Source organism: Algoriphagus sp. 10J20-15 (genome assembly GCF_055809615.1).
This window is the reverse complement of record NZ_JBVVUG010000012.1, coordinates 1-14,189: the sequence shown is the minus strand read 5'-3', so window position 1 is coordinate 14,189 and position 14,189 is coordinate 1. Positions and strand designations below refer to the sequence as shown.

Genomic DNA, 14,189 nt, shown 5'->3' with positions numbered 1-14,189 from the left:
ACATCAATCACGTATTACAACGTATCAACTTTCTTCTTCCTCCCTGTATAGGTGAAGGAGGTTTTTCCTACCCTAAGTTCGGTGCGTCTATTCAACTGGTGCATCGCTTCTGTACAGCTGATAGAATTACAATCATTGACTGGTTTAGTCTCTCCGAACCATGTCTCTTCCATTCTATTGTCTTCGATTCCTCTCTGAATTAAATATTTCTTAACCACATCGGCTCTACGCTCTGATAGCGGTTTGTTGTATTCGTCAGAACCTCTTTGATCTGTATGCCCTTCTATGTATAACATTAAGTTTGGCATACGCTTCAACATAATCGCTGTACGTTCTAGCTCCTTCTTATGCACTGATCTCAACATTGATTTATCAAAGTCAAAGTAGATTGTCGGAATCGCTGCAAGCTCTTTTTGTATATCTTCAAAAAGAGTTTCTGGATCGCAGAAATTTAGGTCTTTAAAGCTCTCAGGAATTTCGTATCCTTTGCTTGGATCAGGGAATGCCTCCAAAATAAGCTCTGATCGTCTATTCATTTGATGATCAGCCTCATTACATGGCTTACCATTTCCACAATCATTCACCAATTCCTGCTCACCGAACCATTCTAGTCTGATTCTATCGGCAGAGATATTATGCTGCGCCATGTACTCAGTCACCGCTTTTGCTCGGTTATTAGAAAGGATAATGTTATACTCATCGCTTGCTCTTGAGTCAGTATGCGAAGCAACAAGTAAATCCAGGAATGGATATTTGTTCATCATCTCCCCTAGTTTATCAAGAGCTGGTTTTGCATCATCTCTAATTTTAAACTTATCCAAATCATAATAAACTATATCGACATATACTGGCAATTGGTAAGGAATAGCGATTAAAGTATATTCCCTCTTCACCGTATCTCCTTCAAAACCCTTCGTTGTAATACTCTCGTCAGTCACGCTGAAGTATCCTGGCTTCGAAATTACAATTCCAAAGTCACTATCTGGCTCCAGTTCGGCTAGAAGCTCACCAGTAGCTCCTCTAGTAGTCTGCACATTACCATTTTGAGTTTTATCTCTTAAGGTAGCCATGTAACTATCCGTGATGACCAAACCTTCACAGTCAATTACTCTTGCTAGGAATTGCTTATAAACATCTTGGATAGTGTATATATCATCGAGGCCTTGTCCACCTTTTCTATTAGAAGAAAGATATACTTCCTCCTTACCTTTTTCATTTAACACTTCACGATATGCAAAATCATCAGCTAGGGAATTAATAGGCATTCCCATATTTTGCACATTGCTAAATTGGGTAGCAGTGTAATCAGACTGAAACACATCCATTCCCCCAACACCTGGATGTCCAGTTGAGCTGAAATAAAACTTATCATCTTTTCTGAAAGCATGTGATTCATTACCCGAAGTATTGATGGTAGACCCTAAATTAACAGGATCTCCAAATGTCATGTCAGCATCATAGGTAGCATAGTACAAATCCGTTCCACCCATACCACCTGGCATATCGGAAGTGAAATACAACCTCTTAGCTTCCTCATCTACATAGGGGTTCATTACAGCGTATTTAATAGAATCGTTGAAGGGAACTGGGTAGAAACCTTCCATCGTTCCATCTTCATTCAATTTGCTGTAGTAAATCTCTGGCTGAACAACAATATCATCTCTCTTCTTAATTTTTTTAATATCTCTTGTGATAGAGTAGAAAAGAATACCCTGTCCCTTATCATAGCTTGGATCAGAGAAGTTGTATGTTCCTGGCACATTTGAAACAAGCTCAGTTACATTTCCGGTAGTATCTTGCTTGTAAACTGAAAAATATTCGCGATCTGTATAATCACTTTTTTCATCACTGAAGTACTTATTCTTAGCATCAAACCTTAAGCTTGGCATTTCACTAGGATAAATTCCTCCTCGATCCGAAACGAAATATTTATTTCCATTTGAATCTACAGCCAAATCAAAATCCGAACCTGTAGAATTTAAACCTTCAGCAGGTTCTAACTTAACCTTTCTCTTACTCTGAAGCGTCAATAATTTAGCAACGTCCAAACTATCTGCCGATACTCCTTTAGCTTCTATGATACTTACTGCCTCTTCAAAATTATCTGTTAATTGAGCAGCTCTAAGGAACTGTGCATAATCAGAATTAGTCGCTTCATCATATCCTACTGTAGTCTTCCACCACTCATAAGACTTGTCATAATCACGGATGATATCCTCTGCACCAGCTACTTTTTTAGCAGTTTCATAATTTGGCTTATTAGCATAGGACTGCTCATACACTTCCAAAGCATGGGTGTAGTTCATCAACTCCATCTGCTTGTCGGCATATCGGATTTTGCTTTTCTGCGCTTCTGTAACTCCAACTGATCCAAAGATCATGGCTGCGGTAATACTGAGTATTGTAAATGTCTTTTTCATAATCAGAACCATCTTTGGTTTTTCATTACTGCTGTTTTTGGAGTGATATAGTAACCTACAGATAGCTCATGAGAGTTATTTCTGTAGTTGCTAAGCACATTGAGGTTATGGTCATAAGCATAACCTAATCTTAAACGCTTGGTAGCGTAGATCTCAACAATCGCCGCAACTGCATTTCGACTGTTTAGATTCTCCTGCAAATTATCATTCCAGATCTTGATATTACTTCTGTAAGACCCTCCTACCCAAATCCTCTCAGCGAATAAAAACATCGCATTGATATCATAGTTGGTAGGAGCTCCTTTGACTTCCTTAATTAAGAAGCTTGGCTTGAATTTGACAGTTTTGCCCAAATCAAACAGTGCTCCTGCGGTTAAATAATAGTGAAAATCATGATAGGCTAAGGCAACATCTTCTTTCTCCAGTGACTTCTTACCAATCATGTTGTAAACACTAAAACCTGCATAGAACTTTTTAGTGTTGAAAAACAAGCCTGAATTCAGGTTTGGAGTGGTTAGATTGATTCTTCCATCAGGAATTTCGCTATCAGGATAGTCATTAGGATCTAGCATACTTCCATCAATGGAATATTGTGAAAACCCTGCACTGACTCCTAGCCCTAATTGACTATTAGCTCCTGTCTGTATACGATACGCATAGGTCAACAAGCCGCCTGTGGTTTTTTGTCGGTCCTAAGTTGTCACTCAGAAACGATACCCCGAATCCCATTGTCCCTTCGTTAGCAGACAAATCTGCTGTAACTGTGAAGGTCTCGGGAGCCCCAGGGAAATTAACCCACTGGCTGCGGTAAAGTAGACTGAATGTAGCCCTCCTGTTTATAGCCTGCATACCCTGGGTTTATATGTAACCCGTTAAAGATATACTGGCTGAACTGCGGAAGCTGCTGTCCAAAAGTCCCCCCGGTGGCCAAAATGGCCACCAGAAAGGTCATTCCAATGATTTTAAAAGTAGTTTTCATATGCTTATTATTTTCTTCCTGTCTGCGGACCAATGATTAGTTTTTAATTACTTGAATCCAACCTTTGTACTCATGTTCTCGACCACTTCTATCTACACCTTTTAGTATGTAGAAGTAGGTACCCGCTGTCTCGACCTGGAGCGTTCCAATCATTTTGATAATTCTTCTGCTCTAGAACATGGTCACCATATCTATTAATGATAGTTATCTCTGTGCTTACAAATATATTAATTCCTTCTATTTCAAAAGTATCGTTATCTCCGTCATTATTAGGAGTGATCACATTTGGTATGTGGAATGGCTTAATTGTATTCACATCGTCATCCTGATTATTAGATTCATCTATGTCATCTTCTTCAGAATCTATAACTACTGTATTTGTGATAATACCAGGCGTTTCTGCTTTCACTTTAACTCTTATAGTAATGGCAGCTCCAGCTTCCAGTGTAGGGATTGTCCAAGTAATAACGCTTCCTGACACATTATCACTAACCGTAGCATTTGTACTATTTGCAGTTACAGTGTTACTGATGTAAGTCACTCCAGCAGGAAGGTTATCTGTCACAACCACATTCGTCGCAGGCGTATCTCCATTGGTGATGACGATCTCATACTCAAATTCGTCACCTTCAAATATTTCAGCATCAAAGGATGTTTTGGTTACTCCAAGATCCACTTCATCATTCATCAATCTGAATACAACTAAGGCATCATCTTGGTTATCTGGGAATGCTGTTTCACGAAGAGTATACTTCAAGGTATATTCTCTTGCTTCGTTCACTCGCTGGGATCAAGCTCAACTCTCCATTTTCATCGATCAATAGACCTACGATCCCGTCAAGTTCTGTGAATTCAAAGTCCACATCAGCAGGATCAGGACGCTGACCTTCAAGCAGATCATTGTCAAGAATATTTCCTAGAAGCCCGCCGAAGCTCAAGAAGTGTGTACCGAAGTCATCGTCATTAGCGATAATTCTAACCTCAGCTTCTAGACATCTGATTCCGAAGTCCATATCAAGGAATACAACTTCAGATGCAGTGGCAGTTCTTGTATGAGAGTTATCAGTCGTTACACCACATCTAGTTTCAAATCTGATACCTTCATTGATACCTTGTGTTCTAGCACCTGGATCTGGTAAGATCTTAATCAAACCTGTATCTCTAATGAATACAGCTTGCTGACTTAAGAATTCATCAACTTCAATAGTTGCTGTATAGTCCCCTAGCCCAGCTTCAGGTCTAGATCTCCAGTATCCAAGGATACCGATAATTACATCATCAGTGTAGCCGTTAGGTCCAGTGACAATGATATTTGCACTTTGATCATTACCGAATCCAGCTTTATTCAATTCGCCTTCATTCTCAGGACCGTCATATCTACCATCACCATTTAGATCAAACCATTCCCATTCTCTAATACTGATAGGAGTACTGTTTATAGGATTCTTAGTTACCTGATCATCGTTATTTGCATCGAACCATTCGTTCTGTATTCCGTCGCCGTTCAAGTCAAACCATACAAAGTCTCCAAGAACAATTCCGTCATAGGTTTCGTAGCCGAAGTCATGTGTTTGATACTTACAAGTCTCGATTAAGGTGAAGAACAAGGAACTTTCTACTGGATACAATCCTCTAGCACCATTCAAGTTTGCATCCTGTACTTGTACCAGGGTATTGACCAGGAGCGAAATCTTTAAATGTATAGCGACCATCAGCACCTGTCACTAAGATCAGGATATCACCAGGGGTAGATTCTTGTGGAACCAAAGTAACTGGCACACCAGCCAATGGCTCACCTGTCATGTCGTTGTATACAATGCCAGTTATTAAAGTACCATCAACACAGGCAACTTCTACCGTTTCCATAGCTTCAGCTTCAATCTGTGGCCCTCCTTCTATAGGATTAGGCGCTTTCGCTGTAGCCAAGTTAACAATCGGCTGCTGTGATGCTATATCTTCTATCGTCACAGAGTAGGTCGTAGTAAAGGACTCAGATTCACCTGGATTTAATACCTCAATGGTATTTTCATAGCCAGTCATCGGGTCGGAAATCTCAACGTTAGAAAGGTTTACATTTCCACTATTTTTTACCGTCAAGGTATAAGTAATCACTTCTCCCTCTTCTGATACAGTTTGCTTATCTGCAACTTTCACAAGTTCAAGCATTGGCATAGGGGTAATTGGTGTGGTCACCTCATCCTCATCTTTAGGATCTTCTTCTCCTGGACCATCCCCAGTTACAATACCTGTATTGAGCACCGATCCTCTATTCACATCAGCCTGAGTCACTACATAGTCTGTATTTACAGAAGTAGATATTCCAGGAGCCAATACTCCGACATTTTGATCAAGTCCAGTCAATGGATCCGTAACCATCACATCGGTCAAGGTTACATTACCAGTGTTCGTCACTGTCAATGTATAGGTGATTACATCACCTGCACCATCTATCTCAGCTCCGTTGTCTGATTTCACAATCTGAATCATTGGATTCTGAGGAATCACAGTGATTGTACAGTCTCCTTCACACTCAGGATCTGTTACCTCTGGACTTACAGGAGTAGGATCGGATGAATCATCAGTTACCTTATCTCCTTTTGGAGTTGTACCCGTAGCCAGTGCCACGTTAGATACCAATCCTTTGTCTATATCACTCTGCGTCAAGACGTATGTTGCAGTGAAGGTCGTGTTGTCTTCAGCACCAGGAGCAAACGTTGCTATAGGTCCTCCAACTACAGTTACTTTCTCATCTTCAACAGTCACATTCGTCAAGGTTACGTTTCCAGTGTTTTTCACCGTGAAGGTGTACACTATAGTCTCACCCACCTGAGCAAAGCCGTCTTCGTTGCCATCCACAAATTCACCGTCTTTCAACAGCTCGATCATTGGATTCTGAGGAATCTCAGTGATTGTACAATCACCCTCACACTCAGGATCTGTAACCTCTGGACTTACTGGAGTAGGATCAGAAGAGTCATCAGTTACAGGTTCGTCATTAGGATCAGTTCCCGTTGCTGTCGCAAGGTTGGAAACTAGTCCCATATCAAGATCTGCCTGAGTCAAGACGTAGGTCGCGGTGAAAGTCGAATTGTCACTAGCTCCTGGAGCCATGCTCGCAATTGGACCGCCCATCACGTCTACTTTATCATCTTCTACAATCACATTTGTCAGCGTCACATTTCCTGTGTTGGTCACGGTGAAGGTATAGGTGATCGTCTCTCCTACATTTCCGAATCCATCCTGATTCTCATCATTGAAAGTTCCATCCTTCAAAATCTCAATCTCTGGATTCTGTGGAATCTCTGTGATCGTACAGTCACCCTCGCACTCAGGATCCGTAATCTCTGGATCTACTGGAGTAGGGTCAGAAGATTGATCTTCTACAGGATATCCTCCTGGGCCTTCACCTCTTGCCGTAGCAATGTTAGAAACTAAGCCTTTGTCAATATCCTCCTGAGTTAAGACATAAGATGCTGTAAAGGTACTGTTGTCATTTTGACCTGCTCCCAAATTGATTGGGCCACCTTGCACATCCACTTTGTCATCTTCAATCGTAACATTGGTCAGCTCGATATCACCTGTATTGATGACATTGAAGGTATAACTTACCGTTTCACCTACTTGAGCGAAGCCGTCATTATTTCCATCTACAAACACTCCATCCTTCTCAACTTCAATACTTGGCGTCACTACCAATACGGTAACAATTGCAGTATCACAGTTTGTTGGATTAGGATTTGTACATATTCTTATATTCTAATGTATAGATACCACTCGGTGTACCTGGAGTTACTGATATAAGACCAGTTTTGACATCCAATGTCAATACACCTGGATTACTTTCAGTTACCAAAGTGATGGTCACATCACCTGGGGTAGTCAAACCAGTATTACCATTCAACTGATCATTGTCCAATACATTCACAATGTTTGTGAAGCCCAATTCAGCTACCACTGGAGTTCCAGTCATATCGTCGTCTACCGCTAGCGGTGGATTTGGATTAGGATTACATTCAGCATTAGCACCTGGGTAAGTTACATCAGTAGTTACTTCTGGATTAATTTCGAATCTTACGGAAGCACCATCTCGTACTGCTGCAAATCTAAAGTCACCAGCTACCCACTGACCATTCTGAAGATCCCATCCTGGCCACTGCGTTGCAAAGCCATTTTCATCAACTTCTGCTCCTGGGAACAACATCTCTCCTTCGAGTCCAAGGTTCTCAAACCTAACAATCTCGTTTCCATTCTTATCAATCCAAATCATGGTTACTGGATTTGGTCCAGGATCTTCAGGTAGTAACTCAAGGTTGATACCTCTTAAATCCCATCGGATGTACGGAGCGTCATTTAAACAGAAAGTTTCAAGAGCTTCTAACTCAAGTCCTAAGTAAAGTGCGGTCTCCTGATCCTCATTAGATTTCACTTCTTCTCCACCAGCCAAGGCTGTTGCAAAAGCAGTATTGGTTACGCTCTCAAATTGAAGATCACCAGCTACAACATTATATGTTGCTGTCGTGCTAACGCTCTCTCCAACTCCAAGGTCACCTAGAATCGGTGCGATATTGGCAATCTTATCATCAGTAACCTGAATTGGGGCTGTTAAAGTAACATTACCTGTATTGGTCACTGTGTACTTGTACTCAATCTGATCACCCACTTTCTCATAGGTAGTTGTACCCACAATTTCCTTGTTGATCAATAGACTTACGTCTTGAGTGAAGCATGCTCTTGCATCTGCAGAATCTTCAAGAATTACCTTATATTCTTCTTCAACCGCGATTTGGTCATTTGGAGACTGCTCTTCTTCAAAGTATTCTCTTACCTCAGCAATAGCTGTGTTTTCATAACAACCGCCATCGATCAAGTCTTGAGTAATCTCTACAATCACTTGACGGGTATCCTGTGCTTGAGGAGCAAGCTCTTCAACTATCCAGCTTTCACCCGTAGTCACATCTTCTACATAAATATTGAAGAGTGTCACATTACCTGTGTTGGTCACGGTTATGTCGAAGATTACCTCACCCTCGAGTTTGTCATCATTTGATGCTACTGTTTTGGTGATTGTGATGCCACTTTCCTGACAGATCACTATCGTCAAGCTGTCCTGATCACGATCCTGGGTGGATGTTGTTACCACAGCAGTGTTCTCAACCATACCTGACTCGATGTCTCCCTGAGTCACGGTATAAGTCGCCTCATACGTCCAGGTCTCAGTCACATCCAGTTCTCCGTCTTCGTCTGTGTCGCCACCGATGAATGTAATGTCAGACAGACCTTCAAGCTCGTCGCTTACCGCAACTCCGCTCAAGGATACATTGCCTGTATTGGTTACCGTGAAGGTGTAGGTAATCATAGTCTCGCCTGCGATCACCTCAACACAGTTCTCTTCGCCTTCGCCTGGGAGCAAGTCCGCAGTCTTCTCGATGTTGATGCCACTTTCCTGACAGATCACTATCGTCAAGGTATCCTGGTCGCGTTCCTGGGTGGATGTTGTTACCACAGCAGTGTTCTCAACCATACCTGACTCGATGTCTCCCTGAGTCACGGTATAAGTCGCCTCATACGTCCAGGTCTCAGTCACATCCAGTTCTCCGTCTTCGTCTGTGTCGCCACCGATGAATGTAATGTCAGACAGACCTTCAAGCTCGTCGCTTACCGCAACTCCGCTCAAGGATACATTGCCTGTATTTGTTACCGTGAAGGTGTAGGTAATTACAGTCTCGCCTGCGATCACCTCAACACAGTTCTCTTCGCCTTCGCCTGGGAGCAAGTCCGCAGTCTTCTCGATGTTGATGCCACTTTCCTGACAGATCACTATCGTCAAGGTATCCTGGTCGCGTTCCTGGGTGGATGTTGTTACCACAGCAGTGTTCTCAACCATACCTGACTCGATGTCTCCCTGAGTCACGGTATAAGTCGCCTCATACGTCCAGGTCTCAGTCACATCCAGTTCTCCGTCTTCGTCTGTGTCGCCACCGATGAATGTAATGTCAGACAGACCTTCAAGCTCGTCGCTTACCGCAACTCCGCTCAAGGATACATTGCCTGTATTTGTTACCGTGAAGGTGTAGGTAATCATAGTCTCGCCTGCGATCACCTCAACACAGTTCTCTTCGCCTTCGCCTGGGAGCAAGTCCGCAGTCTTCTCGATGTTGATGCCTGTCTTCTGGCATAGCTCAAACTCGGTCACCCCATTGGTCGTGAAGCTCTCACCTGAATCATCCGTCACCGGAGGATTCTGGCCAAACTTACCGCTCGCTGTTGCCTGGTTGGTAATCAAACCAGCCTCAACATCCTGCGCAGTCACCACATACGTCGCCGTATACGTCGTTTCCTCGCCCGGTGCCAGTTCGCCTTCTCCGCCTGCATTGTCGCTGCTCACAAACGTGATCGCCGGTGCAGTACCTGTGCCACTGAAACTCTTCTCAGTCACTGATACATTGCCCAAGGTCACTGTTCCTGTATTTCTTACTACAAATGTGTAGGTCAACTCATCGCCTGCCTCAACACAATCATCTGACGGGTTCGTCGGTGCCACCGTCTTGGTGATCGCGATAGACTCGGTCTGGCATAGCTCAAACTCGGTCACCCCATTGGTCGTGAAGCTCTCACCTGAATCATCCGTCACCGGAGGATTCTGGCCAAACTTACCGCTCGCTGTCGCCTGGTTGGTAATCAAACCAGCCTCAACATCCTGCGCAGTCACCACATACGTCGCCGTATACGTCGCTTCCTCGCCCGGTGCCAGTTCGCCTTCTCCGCCTGCATTGTCGCTGCTCACAAACGTGATCGCCGGTGCAGTACCTGTGCCACTGAAACTCTTCTCAGTCACTGATACATTGCCCAAGGTCACTGTTCCTGTATTTCTTACTACAAATGTGTAGGTCAACTCATCGCCTGCCTCAACACAATCATCTGACGGGTTCGTCGGTGCCACCGTCTTGGTGATCGCGATAGACTCGGTCTGGCATAGCTCAAACTCGGTCACCCTATTGGTCGTGAAGCTCTCACCTGAATCATCCGTCACCGGAGGATTCTGGCCAAACTTACCGCTCGCTGTCGCCTGGTTGGTAATCAAACCAGCCTCAACATCCTGCGCAGTCACCACATACGTCGCCGTATACGTCGCTTCCTCGCCCGGTGCCAGTTCGCCTTCTCCGCCTGCATTGTCGCTGCTCACAAACGTGATCGCCGGTGCAGTACCTGTGCCACTGAAACTCTTCTCAGTCACTGATACATTGCCCAAGGTCACTGTTCCTGTATTTCTTACTACAAATGTGTAGGTCAACTCATCGCCTGCCTCAACACAATCATCTGACGGGTTCGTCGGTGCCACCGTCTTGGTGATCGCGATAGACTCGGTCTGGCATAGCTCAAACTCGGTCACCCCATTGGTCGTGAAGCTCTCACCTGAATCATCCGTCACCGGAGGATTCTGGCCAAACTTACCGCTCGCTGTTGCCTGGTTGGTAATCAAACCAGCCTCAACATCCTGCGCAGTCACCACATACGTCGCCGTATACGTCGCTTCCTCGCCCGGTGCCAGTTCGCCTTCTCCGCCTGCATTGTCGCTGCTCACAAACGTGATCGCCGGTGCAGTACCTGTGCCACTGAAACTCTTCTCAGTCACTGATACATTGCCCAAGGTCACTGTTCCTGTATTTCTTACTACAAATGTGTAGGTCAACTCATCGCCTGCCTCAACACAATCATCTGACGGGTTCGTCGGTGCCACCGTCTTGGTGATCGCGATAGACTCGGTCTGGCATAGCTCAAACTCGGTCACCCCATTGGTCGTGAAGCTCTCACCTGAATCATCCGTCACCGGAGGATTCTGGCCAAACTTACCGCTCGCTGTCGCCTGGTTGGTAATCAAACCAGCCTCAACATCCTGCGCAGTCACCACATACGTCGCCGTATACGTCGCTTCCTCGCCCGGTGCCAGTTCGCCTTCTCCGCCTGCATTGTCGCTGCTCACAAACGTGATCGCCGGTGCAGTACCTGTGCCACTGAAACTCTTCTCAGTCACTGATACATTGCCCAAGGTCACTGTTCCTGTATTTCTTACTACAAATGTGTAGGTCAACTCATCGCCTGCCTCAACACAATCATCTGACGGGTTCGTCGGTGCCACCGTCTTGGTGATCGCGATAGACTCGGTCTGGCATAGCTCAAACTCGGTCACCCCATTGGTCGTGAAGCTCTCACCTGAATCATCCGTCACCGGAGGATTCTGGCCAAACTTACCGCTCGCTGTTGCCTGGTTGGTAATCAAACCAGCCTCAACATCCTGCGCAGTCACCACATACGTCGCCGTATACGTCGCTTCCTCGCCCGGTGCCAGTTCGCCTTCTCCGCCTGCATTGTCGCTGCTCACAAACGTGATCGCCGGTGCAGTACCTGTGCCACTGAAACTCTTCTCAGTCACTGATACATTGCCCAAGGTCACTGTTCCTGTATTTCTTACTACAAATGTGTAGGTCAACTCATCGCCAGCCTCAACACAATCATCTGACGGGTTCGTCGGTGCCACCGTCTTGGTGATCGCGATAGACTCGGTCTGGCATAGCTCAAACTCGGTCACCCTATTGGTCGTGAAGCTCTCACCTGAATCATCCGTCACCGGAGGATTCTGGCCAAACTTACCGCTCGCTGTCGCCTGGTTGGTAATCAAACCAGCCTCAACATCCTGCGCAGTCACCACATACGTCGCCGTATACGTCGCTTCCTCGCCCGGTGCCAGTTCGCCTTCTCCGCCTGCATTGTCGCTGCTCACAAACGTGATCGCCGGTGCAGTACCTGTGCCACTGAAACTCTTCTCAGTCACTGATACATTGCCCAAGGTCACTGTTCCTGTATTTCTTACTACAAATGTGTAGGTCAACTCATCGCCTGCCTCAACACAATCATCTGACGGGTTCGTCGGTGCCACCGTCTTGGTGATCGCGATAGACTCGGTCTGGCATAGCTCAAACTCGGTCACCCCATTGGTCGTGAAGCTCTCACCTGAATCATCCGTCACCGGAGGATTCTGGCCAAACTTACCGCTCGCTGTCGCCTGGTTGGTAATCAAACCAGCCTCAACATCCTGCGCAGTCACCACATACGTCGCCGTATACGTCGCTTCCTCGCCCGGTGCCAGTTCGCCTTCTCCGCCTGCATTGTCGCTGCTCACAAACGTGATCGCCGGTGCAGTACCTGTGCCACTGAAACTCTTCTCAGTCACTGATACATTGCCCAAGGTCACTGTTCCTGTATTTCTTACTACAAATGTGTAGGTCAACTCATCGCCTGCCTCAACACAATCATCTGACGGGTTCGTCGGTGCCACCGTCTTGGTGATCGCGATAGACTCGGTCTGGCATAGCTCAAACTCGGTCACCCCATTGGTCGTGAAGCTCTCACCTGAATCATCCGTCACCGGAGGATTCTGGCCAAACTTACCGCTCGCTGTTGCCTGGTTGGTAATCAAACCAGCCTCAACATCCTGCGCAGTCACCACATACGTCGCCGTATACGTCGCTTCCTCGCCCGGTGCCAGTTCGCCTTCTCCGCCTGCATTGTCGCTGCTCACAAACGTGATCGCCGGTGCAGTACCTGTGCCACTGAAACTCTTCTCAGTCACTGATACATTGCCCAAGGTCACTGTTCCTGTATTTCTTACTACAAATGTGTAGGTCAACTCATCGCCAGCCTCAACACAATCATCTGACGGGTTCGTCGGTGCCACCGTCTTGGTGATCGCGATAGACTCGGTCTGGCATAGCTCAAACTCGGTCACCCCATTGGTCGTGAAGCTCTCACCTGAATCATCCGTCACCGGAGGATTCTGGCCAAACTTACCGCTCGCTGTCGCCTGGTTGGTAATCAAACCAGCCTCAACATCCTGCGCAGTCACCACATACGTCGCCGTATACGTCGCTTCCTCGCCCGGTGCCAGTTCGCCTTCTCCGCCTGCATTGTCGCTGCTCACAAACGTGATCGCCGGTGCAGTACCTGTGCCACTGAAACTCTTCTCAGTCACTGATACATTGCCCAAGGTCACTGTTCCTGTATTTCTTACTACAAATGTGTAGGTCAACTCATCGCCTGCCTCAACACAATCATCTGACGGGTTCGTCGGTGCCACCGTCTTGGTGATCGCGATAGACTCGGTCTGGCATAGCTCAAACTCGGTCACCCCATTGGTCGTGAAGCTCTCACCTGAATCATCCGTCACCGGAGGATTCAGGCCAAACTTACCGCTCGCTGTCGCCTGGTTGGTAATCAAACCAGCCTCAACATCCTGCGCAGTCACCACATACGTCGCCGTATACGTCGCTTCCTCGCCCGGTGCCAGTTCGCCTTCTCCGCCTGCATTGTCGCTGCTCACAAATGTGATCGCCGGTGCAGTGCCTGTGCCACTGAAACTCTTCTCAGTCACTGATACATTGCCCAAGGTCACTGTTCCTGTATTTCTTACTACAAATGTGTAGGTCAACTCATCGCCTGCCTCAACACAATCATCTGACGGGTTCGTCGGTGCCACCGTCTTGGTGATCGCGATAGCACATTCATTAATAACAACTACTACCTCTTCCTCCACATAACACTCACCGATAGTAGCTCTAATGATATAAGTGCCTGATTCAGAAACTTCAGAATTACCTAAAATAATTGGAGCCTGTCCATCAAGTTTATAGTAAGTAAAATCAGCTCCCTGAGAAGTGCCCTCAGATATCGCATCAGATAGATCGATATCAGCTGGACCGCAAATAGGGTCTGGTGACGCTACTACTAATACAGGC

At 45.9% G+C, this 14,189-nt stretch carries 5 protein-coding genes and 1 pseudogene; all 6 read right to left on the bottom strand.

From position 1 onward, the window contains the following. Positions 1 to 14: 14 nt before the first annotated feature. Positions 15 to 2,420, bottom strand: a complete 2,406-nt coding sequence (locus AC0L6R_RS06125) for an OmpA family protein (RefSeq protein ID WP_473270399.1) — start codon at positions 2,418 to 2,420, stop codon at positions 15 to 17. A gap of 2 nt (positions 2,421 to 2,422) precedes the next feature. Beyond that, positions 2,423 to 3,399: pseudogene (locus AC0L6R_RS06120) on the bottom strand (PorP/SprF family type IX secretion system membrane protein). Between the two features lie 88 nt (positions 3,400 to 3,487). Continuing rightward, on the bottom strand, positions 3,488 to 4,156 hold the full coding sequence (locus AC0L6R_RS06115; protein WP_473270398.1) for a T9SS type B sorting domain-containing protein: 669 nt from the start codon (positions 4,154 to 4,156) through the stop codon (positions 3,488 to 3,490). Then, positions 4,137 to 5,045, bottom strand: a complete 909-nt coding sequence (locus AC0L6R_RS06110; RefSeq protein ID WP_473270397.1) for a hypothetical protein — start codon at positions 5,043 to 5,045, stop codon at positions 4,137 to 4,139. The genes AC0L6R_RS06115 and AC0L6R_RS06110 overlap by 20 nt, the downstream gene beginning before the upstream one ends. Next, positions 5,032 to 7,089 carry a DUF7507 domain-containing protein gene (locus AC0L6R_RS06105; RefSeq protein WP_473270396.1) on the bottom strand — a complete coding sequence of 686 codons (2,058 nt, stop codon included), beginning with the start codon at positions 7,087 to 7,089 and terminating at the stop codon, positions 5,032 to 5,034. The genes AC0L6R_RS06110 and AC0L6R_RS06105 overlap by 14 nt, the downstream gene beginning before the upstream one ends. Positions 7,090 to 7,129: 40 nt before the next feature. After that, positions 7,130 to 14,189 (bottom strand): DUF7507 domain-containing protein (locus AC0L6R_RS06100; RefSeq protein WP_473270395.1); only part of this gene is annotated, 7,060 nt, incomplete at its 5' end.